This window comes from Streptomyces sp. SID13666, from assembly GCF_010548325.1.
Classification (GTDB): domain Bacteria; phylum Actinomycetota; class Actinomycetes; order Streptomycetales; family Streptomycetaceae; genus Actinacidiphila; species Actinacidiphila fildesensis.
The window spans coordinates 76,961-98,830 of record NZ_JAAGLX010000032.1 but is presented as its reverse complement, the minus strand read 5'-3'; the positions used below and the strand labels follow the sequence as shown (position 1 = coordinate 98,830).

The following is a 21,870-nucleotide window of genomic DNA, read 5'->3' as shown; positions in this document are numbered from 1 at the left end:
CACCGGCATGCACGTGATCACGGCAGAGCAATGGCACCGACGAGCGGCACCTGACTGGGGCGCCTACCTCGCCGCGCGGCGCACGGCGACGAATAGCGCGCGCTCCGAATGACGCTCCCCGCCAGTTGCGACTGTCCATCATTTGTGATGCCCGTCACATTCATGCGTTGAGCCGCCTTCCTTCGGAGCCGCACCGCGCGGCCGAAGGGCCATCCACTCAGGGAAAGCGGACACCCCGCCCAGCCACACCGGCCGACCACCAACCCAGCGGCCCGATACCCCAGTTTCCGGATTTCCCCTGTGGATAGATTTCGGAAAACACCGGCCACAAACCAGCCCACCGCCGGGCAACTCCGGCCCCCCTGTGGATAACTGTCATCGATTCATCCGCGCAAATGCCAACAAAGTGATCCATCTCGTCAAGCCCTCCGTCTTTCCGCGCCCTCACGCCTGTCTCTGACTGCTGCAAGTCCCCCGAGAAGGCCCGATGTGACAGCCGTGCGCGAACTTTCTGAAAATCACGCCGCTCTCCCCTCGGAGCCGGGGGACGCACATAGAGGTGCCAGCAGGCGCATCGGTGTGACCGACCACGCAGAAGCCAGGGGCGAAGGGCGTCAAGGTCCGAGAGCACGACGAGGAGTACGACGGCCGCAGCAGGTGAGGGACCACGACCCGGAGGGCCAGCGGGCAGAACCAGCGACAACGACAGCCAGCCTGCCGGAAGCGCATCGCCGGGCTACCCAGTGCCTTCAACCGGTCGCAGACGACGAGGGCAAGCGCAGACAAGCAGGCCGACCGGCAGCACCAGCCACGTACGCAGCAGCAGCCAAGGCCGGTCAGCGGCAGAGCTGTTAAGAGTTTCTTTACTGGATCAAGGCGGCCCGCTAAAGCGGGCCGTGCGCGCTGGCGGCCCAAGGCCGCCACCGCTCCTGTCTACGCCCCGCTCCGGCGGCCCCGGGCCGCTCAGCGCGCAAGCCAGAAGAAGCGGACAACCAGAGCAGGAAGCAACCCCGGCAGCCCCACAGCAGCCCACCCAGGCCCCACCCACGACACGCAGCAGACGCAGCCGGACACCCACACGACCACGCAGCCCACGAGACCGCTACCCACGAAGCCGCGGGAAGCCTGCCCAGCACAACCACCACCAGGAGCAACGCAACCCCACACCGGAGACCATGGCCACGGCAGACACCGCAACGCGCCTTGAGGCGCAAGCAAATGGAGTGGCTGAACCAGGTGGAGCTACAACGAGCCTCCCGCGCCGATCCAGCCGCCGAACCCGCCTTCGTGGCTAGCGTTCGACGGCTGGCGTCCCACCCCGCTCTTCATGCGTGCCGTCATGACTTCAGTGCAGCGACCTCAACGGCTCGTTGATGCAGGTTCCGCGCAGTCCGGTTGGCCAGGTGCGGCCTGATCCGGTGGCGCATCGTTTGGAAGTGGTCGTCGCCTCGCGCCGAAGAGATCACGGCGTAGTCGTCGAGGAAGGTCTCCCATGTCGCGCAGGCGGCTTCCACGTGGCCCAGTTCCAATTGCCGCTGTGCCAGGAGCCCGTTGGCGTGAACGCGGCCCTGTCGTTCCTGCGGAGGCCGGACGCGGTTGGAGTGCTGCAACGCCTTCACCGAACCGGACAGATCGCCCAGCTCGTACAGGACGTGGGAGACGTGGAACTGATAGGCAGACTGGTCGTAGCCACCCACCGCATCGTTCCGCCCGTCGGCCTTGGACAGCGCCGTCTCGGTCTCGGCAAGCCGGGCGAACGCCTGCCGCCGGTCTTTGACCATCGCCGCACCGTGGGCCTGCTGTCCGGCCAAGAACGCCCGCAGGCGGGGGCCGGCCTGCGGGGAAGCCTCGGCGGCTGAGTCAGCCAGCTCCAGAGCTTTGGGGCCATGGCCCAGGTTCGATGCCTGCAACGCCATGCCACGCAGCGTGCGGCAGTAGGTGAGGTGGTCCTCGGCGCTCCCGGCCAGGTGGAGTGCTTGCACGTAGTAGCGCTGTCCGAGGCCGTGCTCGCGCTCGTACATGGCCATCCAGCCCGTCAGATAGACCAGGTCCGACGCGGCGGCGAGCATGTCTCTCTTCACTGACTCCGACCCGTCGGCGCGGAGGTACGGCGACACGGTGTTCAGCAAGAACGCCGCCGCCATCGGCCGGGCGTGACCGCCGCCGAGTTCATCGAGGATGTCCGCGATGCGATCCGTCATCGTGCGGACGGTGGCAACCTCGCCGGGCCCCACCCGTATCGTGCGTCCGGCCGTGGAGGCTTCCAGCCTGCCCGACAGATCGGTGTACCTGGGCACCATCAGCGCAGCCGAGTACAGGCCGGCCGCCAGCACGCCGCGCCGCGATGGGTCCATGTCCGCCCTTCCGAGGTCCACCAGATCCGACACCAGATCGGCACCGTCAGACTCGGTCTCGCTCCCGAATCCCGCTTCGGCGGACGTTACTGGGCGCCGCAGCCGCCGGGAGAAGGCTTCGCAGATGAACGGCCTGATCTCCGGTCCTGGTAAGGAGCCCTTGAGCCAGTAGGACACGGTCGAATCGTCGTAGGTGAGCGTCACCCCTTGCTCGGCTCCGACGCGTACGACTGCCCGCACGAGCTGGCCCCTTGTCCACTGCGCCTCCGTCAGAAGCGTGCGCAGGGCGGTATTCGGTGTGCGCGTGCGTGGTGCCATGCGATGACCTCCATCGTCGTTCACGGCATTCACGGTCCCGTCCAGCATTGCCCGTTCTCTCAGACGGCGTACCCGAGTTCACTCAACATCAGCCGCGCAACGAACAACCCGCGCACTCTCAGCCACCGCGCACTCAGCGTGTCACCGCAGGCAGTCCCGTGACCTCCGTCGCGGATCTTCAGGACGCCCCACCCACTACGGAGACGACACCATGACCGGAGCCGACCACCTGACCAAGCCACCGCGCACAGCGCTCCATGCCAGTTCGACGCCGATCCAGAGACGCGATCAGGAACTCAGCGCCAGGGCGCTCAGCCTCGCGGCCAGTGGCTGGGACACGTTCCAGAGACGGTCCGGCGGACCACACGAGGGGCAAGCACCGGGCGGTGGTGCCGCGTGACTGGCAGCGAGTGGGACTGGATCAAGGAAGACACCCTCGTCCTGGACACGAGCACCCATCGAGTCGGCGAGGTGCAGCAGATCGGCACTTGCTACCCGACCAGCGCGGAAGCCACTGAGTTCGCATGGTTGCGGCCATCGGGTGGCGGTGTCGAGTGGAGTGCCCCGCTGTCAGCCCTCGAACCTGTGGGCGGTACCCAGTGATCCGCTCCGTGGCCGAGAAGCCACGCCATCGACGCCCGCCCTCTCCCTCCACTGACGGCCGCACCGTCGGAGCGCTCTTGATGCTCCTCAACGTGCTCGGCGCCCCCGCGGTTGCCGTCCTGCTGGTGGCGGGGCAGCCCACCGCACCACCTGCACCGAACTTCGCTGTGGCGATGCCGGACACTCCGCCGCCCAGCCTCTAGACCCCGGTCCCCGCCGATGTCCCGCACTCGGACGGGGACCGGTACCAGCGCGCCCGGCTCCAGCCACCCAGGAGTCATGGTTCCCCCGACCGTGACGGCCGGAGCCGGGCGTACCCCCGCAACACCCCGCGCGGCATCTCACCGAGCGGGCAGCATTCCAGGAAGGAAAATCCCATGGCAAAGCCGCCGCCACCCGGACCCCGCCGACCCCAGACACCGACGCCCCGGCCGCCGGACCCCTCGCCGATCCCGGCCAAGGGCCGCACCGCCGCATAGGCACGCCACCTGTAGCTCACCGACGAGACGAAGGAGACCACCATGGGATGGGGAACCGGCAAGGGCGGAAGCGGCGGTGACGGCAAACACTCCGGAGGGAAAGACCCGGGGACCAGCAAGCCATCCCCGGACGGGTCGAAGCCCGCTCCGGAGCCCAAGCACAAGGGCGGCGACAAGAAGTGACCAACACGCACCAGCAGGAGCAGGCCGCAGCCCAACGCGGCCTGCTCCGCGCGGTCTCAAACGACCTCGGTCATCAGCCGGCCCCCGAGTGGGTGGCAGCGTTCGACGCCGTACCGCGCCATCACTTCCTGCCCGAGCGAATCTGGCTGGACGACGGGGACAACGGCTACGAACCATGCGATCTGAAAAATGACGCCGCGCGCTGGTACGCCGCCGCATACGCGGACGCACCCGTAGTGACGCAGGTCAACGATGGCGCCGAGCCCCAGGACAGTGACGTTTGGGCATCCTCCTCAGCGTCCGCGCCCTCCATCGTCTTCCGCATGCTTGAGGACCTGGACGCCCAGGACGGCGCGAATGTGTTGGAGATCGGCACCGGCACCGGTTGGAGCGCGGGCCTGCTCTCGCAGCGACTCGGAGAAGCGAACGTCACGACTCTGGAGATCGACGGCGCGGTAACCGCCAGGGCCCGTACAGCCCTCCACAACGCCGGTAAGTACCCGCATGTCGTGTGCTCCGATGGGGCGAAGGGCTGGCCTCCGCGAGCCCCGTACGACCGGGTCATCTGTACCTGCTCGGTTCGACGCGTGCCGCACACATGGGTACAGCAGGCCCAGCCCGGAGCCGTGATCGTCACAGCGTGGGACAACCCATGGATCACCTACGGACTGCTCCGCTTGGAGGTACGCGACGGAATTGGCCAGGGCCGGTTCAGCCCCCATGGGGCGTTCATGCTCATGCGCGGCCAGCGCTCCGACCTACGCATCTACCGCGACGTCGTACGGGACGAACACCAGCCCACCGAGTCAAAGACCAGCCTGGCGCCGTGGGAGGTGGCCGGCCAGGACATCGACGCCCAGTTCGCGATCGGAATGCGCCTGGGCGATGTCTGGTACACCCGCCAGCAGAACCCGGACGTGGACGGCGTCATGACGCGACTGTGGGTAGCCACCACCGACGCCACCTCATGGGCCGCTATCGACTATGACGGAGAGCGCGACGACCAGTTCACCGTCTGGCAGCACGGCCCACGCCGCCTATGGGATGAAGTAGAAACAGCACACCACTGGTGGAGAGATAACGACTCCCCTGCACCAGGAAGGTTCGGCCTCACCGTCACCTCCTTCAAGCAATCGGCCTGGCTCGACGACACTGACCATCCTGTGGCGCCCTGATCCCAGAAAAAAGCCCGGCCTTGTGCCCTACGTTGTGATGGCCCCCACCGAAAGACCCCATGGTGGGGGCCATTGAGAAGCAGGATCGTTTCCGAACCTGATGTGCGGGTTTCACCCAGGGCCGCGTGCCACCTACTCAGGTCGTGGCGGCCTTGATCCGACGGATCACACCCTCGGTGCATTGAGGAAAACCATCCATTATGGGTGAATCCAGCGCGTCGCCGCACATGTAAGTAGTACTAAAGACGAGCAGGACGGCACCGACAAGCACAAAGACTTGAGCGGGCCCAGGTATCGCCAGGGAAGTAACACCGAGGCCGATATTGATGGTACCAACAATCTGGAGACGTCGACGATGGAGTTTCTGCAATTGCTGCAGGCTTTCCTCGGCTGCAGTTATCTGGTTCGGGCTAGCACCGACGAGAGTTCCGCAACCAGCCTGCAGAACATTTTGCCCACCGAGGAGAACCCCGAGTGCTCGGGCGGCGATTATGTCGTCGCTTAGTTCTCCCCACTGCCCTTTAATCCAATCACAGAGCCTCCCGATGCCGACATCACTCCCGGAGCCGAGCACGGAGGAGAGTTTTTCCAGACCCTCTCCCACAAGGAGTAGAATTTTTCGGCGAATTGGCGCAAGAACGCCACTAAACTCGGCTGCAACCCGGCTGACAGCACTCGCTAGCCCTTGGGGAATCGCCTGCATGAGCGCCGAAACGGCATCTCCAACTGCTACAGGAGCTACGACTCTCAACAAGGTACCTGATATCTTCTTGCCCGACTCGTCCAGCAGTCCCTTGACAGTATCTTCCACGAAGGCGTTGACCGTTCCATCTCCCTCGGGGGCGCTGGCCCCCATCGCTGTGTTCCCCCGGACAGCGTGGTAAGCCTCAAAGATTCGAAGTTGAAGCGCCGTTGTGCCATCGTGGTCTGCGCTCGCGAACGTGGAGAGGAAAGGACTTTTACTCACCACGTCGGCAGATTCTTCATCGAAGACCTCCGCCAACGCCTGCGCGAAGGCGATGTCCGTGGCCGCAACGCCCAGAAGGGCCTCGTCGGCATCGTACGCCCCGTCTTCCTCCGCACGTTCTTGCCTGCCGCTCGCCAGTACGAGACCTAGCTCATGAGAGTGTTCGAGGTATTCCTCAGTGGCCCTGTCCAACGGAGCCATGAAGTCTTCCGGGACAACCTCTAGCTGCTTCGCGCGCCAAGGCGCAGTTTCAGACAGTGTCAGTAGTTCAGACACAATTGCGTTTAGGCGATCTGCGGCATCTTTCCAGATTTCACTTGAATATTCCCGTTGCTCCCTCTGTGTAGACACGACGCCTCCTACCGCTGCCGACGGCAGGGCAACCCCGAAGCGACGCCGGACAGATTCGATTGCCGAACGAAGAGTGGACTTATAGCCCCGCGCTATCGATCCCGCCATTGACAGGCAACTGACGCGATGCGTCTATTCCCAGGCTAGTCCCGCTATGCCCAAACCGCGCGTTGACGGTGCCTCAGGTGATCGCACCATCGTGGCGACAACCCGACTCAATATCGGCGGTATCAACCCGATATCTCTGGCGGCGAGCTTCGGCGGCGGCACCGGCCCAGCGGTGCTACCGCGCCGAATCTGCTCGCTGAGGGGTCTTGCTTCGTCGGCGCGCGGCCGCCCGGATCTCCTCGACATCAATCGCCCCGGTCGATCTCTGAACTTAGAGCTCGTGCAGATAGGCGGAGTAGAGCGCCCCGATGGCAGAACAGGCACAGGACTTCGCGATCATGGAGTTGCGACGCTCTGTGACCATCGGGGAGACCTGTGCCTGCACTGCCATCATGGCTGACAGACCCACTCTGGGACCAATTCTCTGCGCTCCTGCCGAAGCGGCCGCTTTACGATCCGGACCACCCGCTGGGCTGCCACCGCCCTCGGATCAGCGACCGGATCGTGTTCGACAAGTTGCTCCAACTCCTACGGTTCGGCTGCTCCTACGAAGGCATAGCCGACACGACCTGCTCGGCCACCACAATCCGCAACCGCCGCAACGAGTGGATCCGACTCGGTGTCTTCGCCCGCCTCAAGCACATCGTCCTGGAAGCCTACGACCGGATCGTGGGCCTCGTGCTGGACCAGATCGCCATCGACGGATCGATCACCAAGGCACCCGGCGGCGGCCAGGCAGCCGGGCGCTCCCCGGTCGATCGAGGCAAACAGGGCCTGAAACGATCCGGTATGACGGATGGTTACGGAATCCCGCTGGGACGCGTCCTGGCCGGAGCGAACTGCCACGACTCCCCACTGCTCGCCCCGACGCTCGACCTCTTGGACGACCTCGGCCCGCTGCCCGATGACATCACGGTGCATCTGGACGCCGGCTACGACTCAGCCACGACGCGCACATCCCTCGCCGAACGCGGCCTGCACGGCCAGATCGCCCGCAAGGGTGTAAAAGCGCCCATCCAGGCAAGTCAGCGCTGGTACGTCGAGCGCACGCACGCCTGGCAGAACGCCTTCCACCGGCTCGCCCGCTGCTACGAACGTCGGACCATCGTGATCGACGCCTTCTTCGACCTCGCAGACGCGATCATCACCGTCCGCAGCCTGATCCGCCGGGCCTGGACTACCCATCGCTGGGACGACCGCCCGTGGCGCCGCCCATGAACCCCGCCTGTCTGCGCGGCCTCCTACGCGGAGACTGCTCCTGGCGACCGGCAACCCGGATCAGGCAAACCTAAAATGACGACGGGCGACGTCTTGCCCCCGTGGTTCAGGCGACACGGGTGTCGTGGGCCTCGCGGTTGGCGAGCACATCGTCCATGTGCTCTTCGGCCCAGGTCTTGAGGCCGCGCATCATTTCGTGCAGCGACAGGCCGAGATCCGTCAGCTCGTAGGCGACCGTGACCGGCACGGTCGGCGTCGCGGTGCGGGTGATCAAACCGTCGCGCTCCAGGGAGCGCAGCGTCTGGGTGAGCATCTTCTGGCTGACGCCGACCAGCAGGCGCAGCAGCTCCGAGTAGCGCATCGACCGGGGCTCGCCGGAGCAGTCGGCGCCTGGCTGATGCGAGCCGCCGCCGCTGCCGAGCGCCGCCAGGATCAGCGTGACCCACTTGTCGGAGAGCCGGTCGAGCAGCTTGCGACTGGGGCAGACCGCCAGGAAGGCGTCGTACTCCACCTTGGCCTGTGCCCTCTTCTGGACCGCCGTCATCGTTGCCATGGACCGCTCCTCTCACCCGCGGGTGCCTTACGCACTCCGAAGTACCTACTTCCCAGCAGGAAGCTACATGTCAATGATGGGGCAAGGCGCTGTTAGGAACCACCCCCTGTCTCAACACGAAAGGCACACCATGAGCACCCCCTCCGCCTCCCTTCCCGGCGGCACCTGGCCCCTGGGCGACCTGACCGTCACCCGGTTCGGCTACGGCGCCATGCAGCTCGCCGGCCCCTGGGTCATGGGGCCGCCGGCCGACCGCGACGGCGCACTCGCCGTCCTCCGCGAAGCCGTTGACCTCGGCATCACCCACATCGACACCGCCGACGCCTACGGGCCGCACATCACCAACCAGCTGATCCGCGAAGCGCTGCACCCGTACCGTGACTCGCTGCACATCGTGACCAAGGTCGGTGCGACCAGGGACGAAGAGGGAGGCTGGCCCCCGGCCCGACGGCCCGAAGAGCTGCGCCGGGCCGTCCAGGAGAACCTGGAGAACCTCGGCCTTAATGCGCTGGATGTGGTCAACCTCCGACTCGGCGACGCCCAGGGCCCCGTGGCAGGTTCGCTCGCCGAGGCGTTCGAGGCGCTCGTCGAACTCCAGCAGCAGGGTCTGATCCGGCACCTCGGCGTGAGCAACGCGACGGTGGAACAGGTCGCCGAGGCGCAGGCGATTGCGCCGATCGCGTGCGTGCAGAACATGTACAACCTCGCCCACCGCCACGACGACGCGCTGATCGACGAGCTCGCCGAGCAGGGCATCGCCTACGTGCCCTTCTTCCCCCTCGGTGGCTTCAGCCCGCTGCAGTCCTCGGCGCTTACGGCCGTGGCCGACCGACTGGACGCGACGCCGATGTCGGTCGCCCTGGCCTGGCTGCTGCAGCGGTCGCCGAACATCCTGCTGATCCCCGGCACCTCGTCGGTGGCGCACCTGCGCGAGAACATCGCGGGCGCAGGACTCTCGCTCTCCGACGAGGATCTGGTCGAACTGGCCAAGATCGGCCGATAGCCCCGCGGAACTTCCCAGTGGATGGGCCGGATTGACCCTCCGCCGCTCGGGCAGCAGCGCGGCGAATTGGTCCCACAACGGGTCGGTCAGCGATGTTGGAAGGACGGGCACAGGTCTCCCCCATGGTCACAGAGTGTCGCAACTCCATGATCACCGGCACCTATGCTCGCCTTCTCGCCGAGGCCCCCATGGCGCCTATCTGCGCGAGCTCTTAGTGACACGAACTCTGCTTCGCCGGTGACCAAAAGATGGGTCTGCCGCACGATCGGGTGACGTCTGATCTGGCTTGCCCTGTGGGGCGGGTGGGAAGGATGTCGCTGTGCCCAAGCCTTATCCGGAAGAGTTCCGCCAGGACGTCGTGCGGGTTGCGCGGAACCGTGGTCCAGGTGTGACGGTCGAGCAGGTGGCCGCCGACTTCGGAGTCCACGCGATGACGCTGTTCAAGTGGATGCGCCGGGCGGACATCGACGAGGGGACCAAGCCCGGAGTGACCGGCCAGGAGAGCGCGGAACTTCGGGAAGCGCGCCGGCGGATCAAGCTGCTGGAGCAGGAGAACGAGGTCCTGCGCCGGGCTGCGGCCTATCTGTCGCAGGCGAATCTGCCGGGAAAAGGATCTACCCGCTCGTGAAGGAGCTGGCCGTCGGCGGGGTTCCCGTCACGGTCACGTGCCGGGTCCTCCAGCTCGCCAGACAGCCCTACTACCGCTGGCTCGACAAGCCGGTGACCGACGCCTCGATCGAGCAGGCGTATCGCGCGAACGCGTTGTTCGACGCCCACCGCGAGGACCCGGAGTTCGGCTACCGCTTCCTGGCCGACGAAGCCCGTTCCGTGGGAGCCGGCATGGCGGACCGGACCGCGTGGCGGATCTGCCGGGACAACCGCTGGTGGAGCGTGTTCGGCAAGAAGCGCGGCAAGGGCAAGAAGACTGGACCACCGGTGCACGACGACCTCGTCCGCCGCGACTTCACCGCCGACCGGCCGAACCAGCTCTGGCTCACCGACATCACCGAACATCCCACGGCTGAAGGGAAGCTGTATCTCTGCGCGGTCAAGGACGTCTTCAGCAAGCGGATCGTGGGCTACTCCATCGACTCGCGGATGAAGTCCCGCCTGGCTGTCGCGGCCCTGGACAACGCGGTGGCCCGACGTGACAACGTCGCCGGGTGCGTTCTGCACAGTGATCGCGGGTCGCAATTCCGGTCCCGAAAATTCGTTCGGGCGCTAGACCGGCACCGGATCGCAGGCTCGATAGGGAGGGTCGGGGCGGCAGGCGACAACGCGGCCATGGAGTCCTTCTTCAGCCTGCTGCAGAAGAACGTCCTCGACCGCCGGAAGTGGAGCACCCGCCAGGAACTGCGGATCGCGATCGTGACCTGGATCGAGAAGACCTATCACCGACGCCGCAGGCAAGCCGCGCTCGGCCGGCTCACCCCCGTCGAGTACGAGACCGTCATGACCACACCGGCCCTCCAAGCCGCGTGACCAAACCTGTCACCCAACCCTGCACCAGACCCCAGCGTAGGCAGCGACACGTGGCTCCTTCGCCACTCAGCACGTGCTCAGCACAAGGCCGGTGATCACCGGTAAATGTCGGCAACGAACAGGGTGATCAACACTAGCCATATAGGTGATGAGCTGCACGTTTGCCCTGATCAACCGCCGAATGCTAAGCGGCCAGCGACATATACTCGACGTTCACCAGGTGGATGTTCTTGCAGTCCAGCGCGTAGGCCAGACCGCCCGCCACGAAGACCCCGCCGCGCGCGATCGACAGCACGACGTCGGGCTCGTAGCCGTCGTCCGCGATCGTCTGCGCCAGCTGGCGCACGGCATGCCCGAAGCCCTCGTACGTCAGGTTCTCCCGCACGGCCGCCATGTCAGACCTGCGTCCGGTGGAAGTTCATGAACGACCGCGAGGCCGTCGGCCCCCGCTGCCCCTGGTAGCGCGATCCGTACCGCTCCGAGCCGTACGGGTGCTCGGCCGGTGAGGTCAGCCGGAAGAGGCACAGCTGACCGATCTTCATCCCCGGCCACAGCTTGATCGGCAGCGTCGCCAGATTCGACAGCTCCAGCGTCACGTGCCCGGAGAACCCGGGGTCGATGAAGCCGGCCGTCGAGTGCGTGACCAGCCCCAGCCGGCCCAGCGAGCTCTTCCCCTCCAGCCGCGACGCGAGGTCGTCGGGGAGCGAGATGACCTCGTAGGTCGACGCGAGCACGAACTCACCCGGATGCAGGATGAACGGCTCGTCGCCCTCCGGCTCGACCAGCCGGGTCAGATCGCTCTGCTCCACCGCCGGGTCGATATGCGGGTACCGGTGGTTCTCGAACACGCGGAAGAGCCGATCCAGCCGCACATCGATACTCGACGGCTGCACCATCGACTCGTCGAAGGGGTCGACCCGCACCCGTCCGCTGTCGATCTCGGCCCTGATGTCCTTGTCTGAGAGAAGCACGTCCCGAAGGTTACGCGGACGACGCGGCCCCGGCCCAATCCTGACCGGAGCCGCGCGGCATCACTTGCGCTACTTTCCGTTCTCCACCGGCACCGCATGCCGCAACCGCGCACAGCGCGGACACCTCAACAACCGCCCGGGACCCAGCCGGCCGACACCCAGATTCTGCATCGGGAACGACGCGGTGCTGAACACGTGCCCCTCGGCACAACGAACGACGGTGCGATCCATCGCTTCCCTTCCCCAACTTCCGTGGACGACAAAAGCCACATTAGGGGATGAGACGGGCCATCTTCCACGCGCCGCTCCGACGCCCACGCTACGCCCCAACCCCCGCCCCCCGCAGCCACATCCCGACCCCCCACCCCGCCCCACGACAACACGAAGGCCCCGGACGAAAACACGCCCAGGGCCGACCATGCGGTACAGTGTGCGACGGTGCTACGCCCCAAACCGGCGTGCCGCGCGAGTGTAGTTTAATGGTAGAACATGAGCTTCCCAAGCTCAGAGCGCGGGTTCGATTCCCGTCACTCGCTCCATTCAAAGCCCCAGGCCAACGGCCCGGGGCTTCTCTATTGTCTAGACCTCTTCACCCCACCTGATGTCGATCTTCCGGCACGAAAAGCGTTCTGGCGCCAGGTGTGGGTTGACCGCGTTGACCTGCAAGGTTCTCGGGGATCGGAGTTCGTGAACTCGCTGCTCGGCCTGTTGCTCACGAACGAGGTTCAGCCGACCCGGCAGGTCAGGTCCTTGCCCGGGAGCCTGCCCGTGGCCAGGTAGGCCATGGCACTCGTGTCCGCGCAGGGATTGCTGCCGTTGACGATGTGCCCCTCCCCGCCGGCGACGGTGACCATCCGGGAGCCGTGCAGTGCCCGGTGCATCGCCCGGCCTCCGGCCAGGGGCGTCAGGGGGTCCCACTCGCTCTGCACGATGAGCGCGGGGACCTTGTTGTTCACCGTCGTTCTGGGCTCGCTGCCCGGCTTCCAGAAGGCACACGGCTTGATGTTGGCGTCGAAATCGCCGGACAGCGGATACCGGGTCCTGTCGCGGATCGCGTCGTGGCGGTATTGCTGCGGATCGCTCGGCCATGACGCCCGGGTGTCGGCGCACAGCACGGCCCAGGCGCTCGCGTCATTGTTGTCCGGGGGAACGTCGCGAGTGGACACCGGAGGGACGGGGCCCGGTGCCTGCCCGGAGGTCCTGGGCTTCTTGCCGTCGGCCGTCTCCTTCAGTCCGGCGACCCAGGCGGCGGCCTGCTGGACGCGGGCGAACACGGCGCGCTGAGCGCGGATGCCGTCACCGGTCAACAGCGCCCCGCGATCCTCGATGGGGGTGCGGTCGGCCCTGTCGACGAGGTCCCAGAAGGTCTTGCGGACCTCGGCCGGTGTGCGGCCCAGGCCGTACGCCGTGTGCCGCCGGGCCGTCCACCGGGTCCACCGTGTGAACGCGGGCTCGGCCCTCTCGGCCATCGCGGTGAACATGCCGCGCCCGTAGCCCGCGGGGTCGGCCGCGCTGTCCAGCACGAACCGGTCGGTCCGCCGGGAGAACAACTGCGTGTAGACGGCGCCGAGATAGGTGCCGTAGGACATCCCCAGGTACGAGATCTTCTTCTCGCCCAGCGCGACACGGATCGCGTCCATGTCGCGCGCGGTGTTGCGGGTGGTGAGGTGGCGCAGTGTGCCGCCCGCCGCAGCCTGGCACTTGGCGGCTACGGTACGGGCCCGCTCCACATCCCTCGCGAAGGTCCTGGCCTTGTACGGGCGTTCGGTGTCCCGGTCGTCGACGGTCAGCCCGCAGCTGACGGGAGAGCTGTGCCCGACACCCCTGGGGTCGAACCCGATGAGGTCGTACTGCCTCCTCACCTTCCGCGAGAGGCGCAGTGCCGGGTCCACGGGCATGCCCAGGCCGGGTCCGCCGGGTCCGCCGGGGTTGAGGAGCAGAACTCCGCGCCGCTCCTTCCCGCTGCCCGCCTTGATCCGGGATATCGCGATGTCGAGCGTCCTGCCGCCGGGATCGCTGTAATCCAGTGGCACTTGGAGAGTCGCGCACTGAAAGGAGGCGGGGCTGCCCGCATCGCACCACTGCCATCGGGGCTTGTGCTGCGCTGCGGTGGGCTCGGATGCGCTGAAGGCCGTTTCGGGAATCGACAGCGAAAGAAGAGCCGCCGCGGCACCGGAAGCCAGCACAGACGCTATTCGTGAGTTCCGCATCAGGATCAGTTCCCCGTGAGTTGCTGGCTGACGCACTGCTCGTACTGCTGGAAACTGCCGGGCTGGTAGCACTCCTGCGTCTCGTTCGCGTACCAGACCATGAAGAAAGCAACCAGGACGGCTACCACGATCGCGACGGCCGACGCCACCACGCCGGTGATGGCCTTGCCCCGGCCGCTCCGTGTCGGCCCGCTTCTCACCAGGGCGACGATGCCGAGGACCAGGCCGACAACACCGAGCAGGCCGCCGAAGATGAAGACCGAGGTGCCCAGGCCGGTGACGCCCAACACCATGGCGGCTCCGGCCGGCCGGTTCTTGGGGCCCTGAGGGTGGGGGCGGTATGGGACCGTCCCGCCGGTCCTGGCCGGTGCCGTGTCGTACGGCGACATCTGGGTCCCTTGTGTGTTCATCAGCCATCCTCCGGTCGAGTGCTCAGGGGGCCGATTCTGGTTTCGGGGGACGTGACCGCACATCGCGTAAAGGCGGGAGGATTTCCTCCCCCGATCGGGGGAGGGCCCGGGCCCTCCGGCCGGTCATACTGGTCGGATCATGATCTGGGGAATCCGGCCGCTGCTGCGCGGCTCCACGTATACGGGTATGTTCCTCGCCTATTGCGGTGCCCTGGCGAGCATTCCGCTGCTGCCTTTCGCCATGCTGCCGACCCTGGTGTGGCCGTCCGCTCCCTATGGCGTGAAAGCCGTTCTGACTCTCCTGGTCTGGGCGGCGCTGATCGGTACGATCGGTCTGGCCCGCACCACGCGGCGGGCGCTGATCGCGTTCGTCCGCAGGCTGCTGGGGGTGCCGTTGCCGGATCCTGCGGCATCGGGCGGCGACCGCTGGCGGACTCCGCTGTGGCTGCTGCTGCACGTGACACTGGGGTGGACGGGGGCACTGGTCAGTGGGGTGCTGCTGATCATGGGGGTGAGCCTTCCGTTCGGCTGGCTCCGTGGTGAGGCGGAGCTGAGTCTGTTCGGCTGGTCACTGCGTGCGGAGGGCGGCCGGCAGAACTGGACGCGGGGGCTGTGCTGCCTGCTGCTGGCCGCGGTGGTGTGCGTGGTGGTGACAGGAGCCCTGCGCCGGCTGGCGCCCAGGCTGCTGGGGCCCTCGGCGGCCGAGCGGCTCGCGCTGGCAGCCGAGCGGGAACAGGCGCTGGCCGAACGCAACCGGCTGGCTCACGAGTTGCACGACTCGATCGGTCACACACTGACGGCGACCACAATCCAGGCGGCGGTGGCGAGCCAGGTGCTCGCCACCGACCCGGCGACGGCGCGAGCCGCGCTGCGCAGCATCGAGGAGTCGTCCCGGGCCGCGCTGGAGGACCTGGACTACGTACTGGGTGTGCTGCGCGATCAGCGGGCGGAGACGGCACCGACCCGCACCCTGGCCAACCTGCCCGAGCTGGTCGACCGGCTGCGGCACGCGGGCGCGACGGTGGAGCCGGAACTGTCGGGCGACTGGGCGCAGGTGCAGGGGACGCTCTCCCGAGCGGCGTACCGGATCCTGCAGGAGGGCCTGACGAACGCGCTGCGGCACGGAGCGGGCGGTCCGATCGAGCTCCGCGTGGCGGCCACCCCGGACAGTCTTGAGCTGGGCGTGGTCAACAGGACCGGGCCGGGGACGGGCGCGGGCCCCTTCCCGACGTCCGGGCACGGCATGCCCGGTCTCGCCGAACGCGTGCGGCTGCTGCACGGCGAGATCGAGGCGGGCCCGCAGGGGACACGGCACTGGCGCCTGGTGGTCCGCCTGCCGATACCGGCATCGGCATGACCGGCCCCGACACGAGCACGGCCGCTGGTCCCGCCGACAACCCCATCACCCTCCTGATCGCGGACGACGACGAAGTGACCCGCAGCGGTCTGCGCATGCTGCTCGCGGCGCAACCGGGAATCGCGGTGGTCGGAGAAGCCGCCGACGGCATCGACGCGGTCGAACAGGCACGGCGACTGCGTCCGGACGTGGTCCTGATGGACGTACGCATGCCGCGCTGCAACGGCATCGAGGCCACCCGGCAACTCCTCGCCGACCCGGCCACCGCACCGCCGAAGGTCGTGGTGATCACCACCTTCGAGAACGACGACTACGTCACCGCGGCACTCAGCGCGGGCGCCGCCGGGTTCGTGCTCAAGCGACTCCCGGTCCGCCAGATCGCGGAGACGGTACGGGTGGTGGCGTCGGGAGAAGCGATCCTCTTCCCCTCAGCACTGCGCCGCATGGTCACCGCCCGCCCCCTGGACTCCGCCGAGGCGCTACCGAAAGCGGCACTGACGGACCGGGAGGAAGAAGTGCTGCGGAGCATGGCCACGGGCCTGTCCAATCCGGAGATCGCGAGGGCGCTCACGGTGAGCCTGGAGACGGTGAAGACCCACGTGGGAAACGTGCTGACCAAGCTCGGCGCACAGAACAGGACACACGCGGTGGTCATCGCCTACGAGTCCGGCCTGGTAGTCCCCGGCCTCACCGACTGACAGCCCGCGGGCCACAGCTCCGCACTACCGATTTTCCCTTCGCGACAGCTACGTGAGCGGAGGGGCCGACCCGGAGGCAGCTGCCAGAAGTCCGTCATCCGCTTCCACCAGAGTCGGCGCACACCATCTGACAGCGCGGCTGCCTCCAGCGGCACCACGGACCGGTAGCCGCACACGAAGGCCGCCACCCGAGCGAGGTCGAACACTCCATCCACGCCGAACTGCACCTGGGCGGTCCGTACGCCCTCTTCGGCGTACGGACGGACGCCGACGCGGTCCCAGTCGAGGACGGCGGCCAACTCCCCTTCCTTCCACAGCAGGTTCCGGTACTGGACATCACCGTGTGTCCACCCGTGCCGGCCCACGGGGACCGCGTCCTGAGGCCGACGATCGGCATGCTTGCCGATCAGCACCCGCCGCTGCTCCAGGGCGGCCGAGGCCGCCGCGCCGAACGCGCTGCCAGTGCCTTTGTTCTCTACCGCTGCGGACAGCCGCTCCGACTTCTCCACCGCCTGCTCCGGCGTCGTCACGTCGGCGGTCAGCATGTCGGGCACAGCAGGCCGTCACGACGACCAGCGTGGCAGGGCCGAACCATGCCACGAAGGAAAAGGCCCATTCCCGAGCGCCCTTGCTCCCACAACCTGGCCGTCCCGTCACACGGCGTGCACAGGCCACGGAGCAGATCCGACAGGCCGCCTCGGCCACCGCGTGCCCCAGCCGTGCCCTCCTGAGCGGAAAACCCCGGTCAACAACGGTGCAACCCGGACCGCCCCAGGAGCCATCCGAGCCCCCGTTTTCGCAGGTCAGACAGCACATCAGCCCCGCAGCACTCGTTGATTCCCAAGCTCAGAGCGCGGGTTCAATTCCCGTCACTCGCTCCATTCAAAGCCCCAGGCCTCACGGCCCGGGGCTTCTTTGTTGTACGGACACGTTGTCAGCGGACACGTTGTTATTGGACGCCTTGTTATGCGGCCGCGTGCGATCGTGCCCGGTCCTGAATTCCCTGTCATTCCCGACTGCCGTTAACGGGCGGGGCAGGGCGGTGCAGCCGCCAGACCACTTCCATCCCGCTGCCGGCGGGAGCTGCGGGCGGTGTTGCCTGTTCGCGGCGGACTTCGGTGAAGCCCAACCGGCGCGGGATGGCGGCGCTCGAGGTGTTGGCCAGGTCGTGGGTGATCTCCAGGTATTCGACGTCCGGCAGGGTGAACATCTCGGTGACCATGGCGGTGGCCGCTCTGGTGGCGATGCCCTGGCCGGTGGCCGCAGGGTGCAGCCAGTACCCGATGCGCCGGCCCTGGGGGTCGGCTCCGCGGTAGGTCTGGCACATGCCGATGAGGGTGCCGTCCTGGGCGATGGCGTAGTTGTACACGTCACCGCTCGCCCACTTCGACTCGGACTTCGCGAGGAAGTCGCGGGTGCTCTCCTCGCTGTGCCGGGTGACCCACGCCTCCCAGGGGCGCAGGTGGTCCACGGACTCCTCGATCAACGTGAACGCCGCAGCGAAGTCGCGCTGTCCCCGCCAGCTTCGCAGGACGAAGTCTCCGCACTCGATGATCTGCCTCGGTCGCTCCATGACGGCCATGGTTGTTCGCAGAACGGCTCCCTGCAATGGGATGGGGACCGGGATCGGGGTCGGGAACGGGGTCGGGAACGGGAGCGACCGCCCGGGGCAGGACCTTCCGCAGAGGCGCAGTACTATCCGGCGAGCCTCTGTGCATCAGAGTTCTGGTGGGTCCTGGGTAAGCGGTGGGGGATTTATGCGCGTTATGCGCTATCGGCGTCAAATTGTCATATCCACGGCTGCGCTGCTGAGCAGCGGTGGTCTGTTCCCGCTGTCCGCGCTGGCGGATGAGCCGGTCGCCAATCTGTATGTGAGTCGCACGCAGTGCAGCGACACCGGGGCGGGGACACAGGCACTTCCGTTCTGCACCGTTCAGAAGGCGGCAGATGTCGCGAGTCCCGGGCAGACCGTCATCATCGGCGTGGGCAAGTATTTCGGCTCGGTCACCATCACCCGCTCGGGCACACCGACGGCACCCATCACCTTCAAGAGCTCCGCCGTCACCAATCTCGTCGGCTCCCCCCATCCCATAATTGAGCGGCCGGATACCAGCACCGCGGCCACGGTGACCGTGTCCGGTGCCCACGACATCCGCTTTGCCGGGATCGCCGTGGTGTACGGACGCGGGGAGGGCATCGCTGTGTTGGGCTCCACCCGCGTCGCCCTTGACACGAATGACATCGGGCAGCTGACGCCGGACGCCCCCGCGGCGCCGGTCGACGGGATCTCCGTCGACCGCGCCTCTTCGGACGTGTCGATCACCAGGAACCACACCTATAACGGCACCGGACACGGCGTGTCCATCGCTTCCGGGGCAGAGCGCGTCACCGTCGCGTCCAATCGGCTCGTCACCGACCGTGCCGGTGGGATCAGCGCGACCGATGTCTCCGGGCTCACGGTGACCGGTAACACCATCATCGCCGGCAGTTGCTCCCCCGGGCTGTCGATCGCCGGGAGTTCGTCGGGAACGGTGGAGAACAACGCGGTGCGGGCGATCGCACCGTCCGGAACGCCGCTGTGCACCGCGGCTCCGCTGATCACGGTCGCAGCCGCCTCGACGGGCACCGTGAAGACCGCCTACAACGCGCTCGCCGCCGCGGCTCCCCGCTTCGACTACACCTGGGGCGGCACCGGCTACGCCAAGGCTGCGGACCTTGCGGCCGCCGTACCCGGCCAGGCCGACCAGGACCTCGACGTACCCACCACCGCCATCCTCACCACTCTCCAGCCGGAGGGGTCCCCGCTGATCGACTCGGGTGACTCCCATGCCCTGGGCGTGACCAGTACGGACTATTTCGGGAACCCCCGGCCCGTCGACGACCCGAACACGGCGAACACGGGTACCGGGGCGGGGACCATGGACCGGGGAGCCTTCGAGCGTCAGAGCACTCTGACCCTGGCTCCGTCGTACAGCCCCGCCTCGGCGGCCGGCGCCGTGCCGTTCGCTTTCGCGGTCACCGCCGGCCCGACCGACAGCTGGGGCGAACCGGTCAACACGGTCGTGGACTTCGGCGACGGCGGCGACCCCGTACCGGTCAGCGGCGGCGTGGCCTCGCACAGCTACACCACCCCGGGCACCTACACGGTGAGCACGTCGGCGACCAACACCGACGGCCAGACCCTGACCAGGACGACGCAGGTGAAGGCACTGACGGCCGACGCCGCAGTGGTGACACTCACGGGGGCGCCGAACATCTACGGTCAGCCTGCGGTCATCTCGCCCAGCACGGCTGTCTTCATGTACTCCGCCGGAGCCGACAGCTGGCAGCTCCAGAGCGGGAACCTCGCCTTCGGCGACGGCCAGTCGATCGGGCTCTCGCCGACGTCCTCGGTGAACCACCTCTATGCGCATGCGGGCACCTACACCGCCACCGCCACCACGACCGACCTGATCGGCCGGACGTCGACCGCGAAGACCACTGTCACCGTCGGCAACGAGATCGTTCCGATCACTCCTGAACGGGCCTACGACAGTCGTTGGTCGTACAACAGCAGTGTCCCGGCCCACGGGACCGTCAAGTTGTCGCTGGCTCAGCTCGGCGCCTTCTCCTCCAACGCGGTCGGCGCCTACGTCACGGTGACGGTGACCGACACGAAGGCCGGCGGCTTCCTCACGGTCCACCCGGACGGGACACCGCGGCCCAGCGTTTCCACACTCAACTTCGGCCCAGGACAGACCGTCCCGAACATCACGATGGCCAAGGCCGGCGCGAACGGCGTGGTCGACTTCTACAACGGCAGCAGCGCCCCGATCAGCCTGGTCGTCGACACCTTCGGGATCGAGCTCGGCATGAATGCGAACGGCGGCCAGCTCGGCGACACCTACTCCCCCGTCGGTCCGGTCCGGGTTCTGGACACCCGCGAAGGAACCGGCGCGCCGAAGGCTCCCGTGGCGAGGAAGGGCGAAGTGGTCCTGTCCGTCACCGGGTCCAACGGAGTGCCGTCCGATGCCGCGGCGGTACTGCTCAACGTCGCAACGACCGATGCCAAGGCGGCGGGTTATCTGACCGCCTACGGTCATGGCTACGTCCGACCCGGGACGTCGAACTCCAACTGGGCGCCGGGCCAGACCGTGTCCAACCTGATCCTCGTTCCCGTCCACGAGGGGAAGGTCGTGCTCTACAACGGCAGCGGCGGAACGGTGAACTTCGTCGCCGACCTGGTCGGCTACTACAACGACCTGGGCACCGCCTCGGTCGTCGTGCCGACCTCGCTGACCAGGGTCCTCGACACCCGTACCGGAACCGGCACCGGCGGCGGGGCCGCGAAGCTCGGTCCCCACCAGACCGTCCGACTGCAGATCGCCAACCGCAACGGGGTGCCGGCCACCGGCATGACGGCGGCGGAACTGAACATGACCGTCACGAACAACGTCGGCGGCGGCTTCATCACCGCCTATCCCGCCGGGACGGCTCGGCCCACCGCATCCAACATCAACTTCAGCGCCGGACAGACCGTGGCCAACGCCTCGGTCATGCCCACCGGCACGGACGGCGCGATCGAGTTCTACAACGGCAGCAGTTCCCCGGTCGATCTGGTCGTCGACCTCTCGGGCTACTACTACGGCTACACCCGGTAGCCGGAACCCGCCCGCCCTCGGGCCCGGCGCACCGCAGGAGCGGTGGCCGGGCCCGAGGGCTCGGTCCGTCCCCTGGTGGGGACTCCCTGGGAACGGTCAGCGGCGGCGTGGGGCCGTGGCGGTGGTCGCTACGAGGGCGTCGGTGACGAGGCGGACGCCGCGGGCGAGGCGGCTCAGCTGTTCCAGCTCGACGGCGTAGAGGCGGATCGTGTTCTCGATGACGGCCTCGACCATGCCCATGGTGGGCAGCTCGGCCCGGCTGGTGGTCATCGCCACCTGGACCGCGCGCATCTCGTACTGCAGCTGGAGCTGTGCGTGGCGGGCGAGGAGGGCCGGGTGGCGGGTGAGCGTGGAGTATCCGGCGTAGCGGGCCGGCAGCAGGTCACGCAGCCAGCGGGTGGCGGTGCGTTCCCAGTCGGGGTTCCCGGGGGATTTGACCTGGCAGGGCCAGTCCGGGCTGAGCGTGGTGAGGGTCGTCTGGGACATTCTCGTCGCTTCCGAAGAGTGCCGAACTCTGATCAAGAGGTTTGTTGGCTGCCTCGGCCCAGGGGTTGACCGAGGCTGCCGTGGGCGCTCCGCGGGATGCGAGCGCCCGGTGTGAACACCCCGGGCGCGCCACGAGGAGGGAGCGTCGGCCCGGGTGTTCCGTCGGGAGGGCGGGTCACGCTCTCCAATGGCGTCCGGTGGGCCCAGGCGCCGATTGCAGTAAACATATATACCGTCGAGTACGCAAGGGTATGAAAAAATTCATACATTCCGGGCAAGGCGGAGCCGGGCGGACGGTGAAAGC

Annotated in this window: 19 protein-coding genes, 1 tRNA gene and 2 pseudogenes; 11 read left to right on the top strand and 11 right to left on the bottom strand. The window is 67.3% G+C overall.

Features of this window, described 5'->3' with window-relative positions; all coding sequences use genetic code 11:
• Positions 1-1,337: 1,337 nt before the first annotated feature.
• Positions 1,338-2,672: a hypothetical protein gene (locus G3I60_RS31375; protein ID WP_164294676.1), complete on the bottom strand. Its 1,335-nt coding sequence runs from the start codon at positions 2,670-2,672 to the stop codon at positions 1,338-1,340.
• A 396-nt stretch (positions 2,673-3,068) separates the two neighbouring features.
• Here G3I60_RS31375 and G3I60_RS44735 point away from each other — a divergent pair, with 396 nt between their 5' ends.
• From G3I60_RS44735 to G3I60_RS31370, 4 genes are all read left to right on the top strand, one after another.
• Positions 3,069-3,275: a hypothetical protein gene (locus G3I60_RS44735; protein WP_164294614.1), complete on the top strand. Its 207-nt coding sequence runs from the start codon at positions 3,069-3,071 to the stop codon at positions 3,273-3,275.
• Between the two features lie 80 nt (positions 3,276-3,355).
• The gene (locus G3I60_RS46570; RefSeq protein ID WP_269268894.1) at positions 3,356-3,478 is read left to right on the top strand and encodes a hypothetical protein; all 123 of its coding nucleotides are present in this window, start codon (positions 3,356-3,358) and stop codon (positions 3,476-3,478) included.
• Positions 3,479-3,796: 318 nt separating this feature from the next.
• Entirely contained in the window at positions 3,797-3,937 is a 141-nt protein-coding gene (locus G3I60_RS44730) for a hypothetical protein (RefSeq protein WP_203674322.1), read from the top strand.
• Positions 3,938-4,029: 92 nt separating this feature from the next.
• Entirely contained in the window at positions 4,030-5,112 is a 1,083-nt protein-coding gene (locus tag G3I60_RS31370; RefSeq protein WP_343241129.1) for a methyltransferase domain-containing protein, read from the top strand.
• A gap of 136 nt (positions 5,113-5,248) precedes the next feature.
• On the opposite strand, the gene G3I60_RS31365 is transcribed toward G3I60_RS31370, so the two are convergent.
• A complete protein-coding gene (locus tag G3I60_RS31365) occupies positions 5,249-6,430 on the bottom strand; it encodes a hypothetical protein (RefSeq protein ID WP_164294616.1) in 1,182 nt (393 codons plus the stop codon).
• 483 nt (positions 6,431-6,913) lie between these two features.
• Here G3I60_RS31365 and G3I60_RS31360 point away from each other — a divergent pair, with 483 nt between their 5' ends.
• Positions 6,914-7,756 (top strand): IS5 family transposase, encoded by an 843-nt coding sequence (locus G3I60_RS31360; RefSeq protein ID WP_164294617.1) that lies wholly within the window; start codon positions 6,914-6,916, stop codon positions 7,754-7,756.
• 106 nt (positions 7,757-7,862) lie between these two features.
• On the opposite strand, the gene G3I60_RS31355 is transcribed toward G3I60_RS31360, so the two are convergent.
• Positions 7,863-8,309: a helix-turn-helix domain-containing protein gene (locus tag G3I60_RS31355; RefSeq protein ID WP_164294618.1), complete on the bottom strand. Its 447-nt coding sequence runs from the start codon at positions 8,307-8,309 to the stop codon at positions 7,863-7,865.
• A gap of 130 nt (positions 8,310-8,439) precedes the next feature.
• Here G3I60_RS31355 and G3I60_RS31350 point away from each other — a divergent pair, with 130 nt between their 5' ends.
• Positions 8,440-9,312 (top strand): aldo/keto reductase family oxidoreductase, encoded by an 873-nt coding sequence (locus tag G3I60_RS31350; protein WP_164294619.1) that lies wholly within the window; start codon positions 8,440-8,442, stop codon positions 9,310-9,312.
• Positions 9,313-9,324: 12 nt separating this feature from the next.
• On the opposite strand, the pseudogene G3I60_RS46915 reads toward G3I60_RS31350, so the two are convergent.
• Positions 9,325-9,423: pseudogene (locus G3I60_RS46915) on the bottom strand (IS5/IS1182 family transposase); the annotation flags it as partial.
• A gap of 208 nt (positions 9,424-9,631) precedes the next feature.
• Between G3I60_RS46915 and G3I60_RS31345 the strand changes: the two are divergent.
• Positions 9,632-10,794, top strand: a protein-coding gene (locus G3I60_RS31345; RefSeq protein ID WP_164294620.1) for an IS3 family transposase whose coding sequence is annotated in 2 segments (ribosomal slippage) — positions 9,632-9,916 and positions 9,919-10,794 — 1,161 coding nt in all. Because the reading frame shifts where the segments join, the coding sequence is not laid out codon by codon here.
• A gap of 202 nt (positions 10,795-10,996) precedes the next feature.
• Here the strand turns inward: G3I60_RS31345 and G3I60_RS31340 are convergent.
• Positions 10,997-11,188 (bottom strand): annotated as a pseudogene (locus G3I60_RS31340) (phosphoribosyltransferase); the annotation flags it as partial.
• A 1-nt stretch (position 11,189) separates the two neighbouring features.
• On the bottom strand, positions 11,190-11,765 hold the full coding sequence (gene dcd, locus G3I60_RS31335) for a dCTP deaminase (protein WP_138351324.1): 576 nt from the start codon (positions 11,763-11,765) through the stop codon (positions 11,190-11,192).
• Between the two features lie 465 nt (positions 11,766-12,230).
• Here dcd and G3I60_RS31330 point away from each other — a divergent pair.
• Positions 12,231-12,304: transfer RNA gene (locus tag G3I60_RS31330), tRNA-Gly, on the top strand.
• 186 nt (positions 12,305-12,490) lie between these two features.
• On the opposite strand, the gene G3I60_RS31325 is transcribed toward G3I60_RS31330, so the two are convergent.
• Positions 12,491-13,798, bottom strand: coding sequence for an alpha/beta hydrolase (locus G3I60_RS31325; RefSeq protein ID WP_343241131.1), 1,308 nt, complete (start codon positions 13,796-13,798; stop codon positions 12,491-12,493).
• Between the two features lie 182 nt (positions 13,799-13,980).
• Positions 13,981-14,385 (bottom strand): DUF4190 domain-containing protein, encoded by a 405-nt coding sequence (locus G3I60_RS31320; protein ID WP_239070472.1) that lies wholly within the window; start codon positions 14,383-14,385, stop codon positions 13,981-13,983.
• 139 nt (positions 14,386-14,524) lie between these two features.
• Between G3I60_RS31320 and G3I60_RS31315 the strand changes: the two genes are divergently transcribed.
• Both G3I60_RS31315 and G3I60_RS31310 read left to right on the top strand, forming a co-directional pair.
• Positions 14,525-15,742, top strand: a complete 1,218-nt coding sequence (locus tag G3I60_RS31315) for a sensor histidine kinase (protein WP_138351319.1) — start codon at positions 14,525-14,527, stop codon at positions 15,740-15,742.
• Entirely contained in the window at positions 15,739-16,440 is a 702-nt protein-coding gene (locus tag G3I60_RS31310) for a response regulator transcription factor (RefSeq protein WP_164294622.1), read from the top strand. The genes G3I60_RS31315 and G3I60_RS31310 overlap by 4 nt, the downstream gene beginning before the upstream one ends.
• On the opposite strand, the gene G3I60_RS31305 is transcribed toward G3I60_RS31310, so the two are convergent.
• Both G3I60_RS31305 and G3I60_RS31300 read right to left on the bottom strand, forming a co-directional pair.
• Positions 16,401-16,985, bottom strand: coding sequence for a phosphotransferase (locus G3I60_RS31305; RefSeq protein ID WP_164294623.1), 585 nt, complete (start codon positions 16,983-16,985; stop codon positions 16,401-16,403). The genes G3I60_RS31310 and G3I60_RS31305 overlap by 40 nt on opposite strands.
• Before the next feature lie 461 nt (positions 16,986-17,446).
• A complete protein-coding gene (locus G3I60_RS31300) occupies positions 17,447-18,013 on the bottom strand; it encodes a GNAT family N-acetyltransferase (RefSeq protein ID WP_239070470.1) in 567 nt (188 codons plus the stop codon).
• 193 nt (positions 18,014-18,206) lie between these two features.
• On the opposite strand from G3I60_RS31300, the gene G3I60_RS31295 reads away from it, so the two are divergent.
• Complete coding sequence (locus G3I60_RS31295) at positions 18,207-21,080, top strand: PKD domain-containing protein (protein ID WP_164294625.1); 2,874 nt, start codon at positions 18,207-18,209, stop codon at positions 21,078-21,080.
• 96 nt (positions 21,081-21,176) lie between these two features.
• Here the strand turns inward: G3I60_RS31295 and G3I60_RS31290 are convergent, their stop codons facing one another.
• A complete protein-coding gene (locus tag G3I60_RS31290) occupies positions 21,177-21,566 on the bottom strand; it encodes a hypothetical protein (protein ID WP_164294626.1) in 390 nt (129 codons plus the stop codon).
• Between the last annotated feature and the right edge of the window lie 304 nt (positions 21,567-21,870).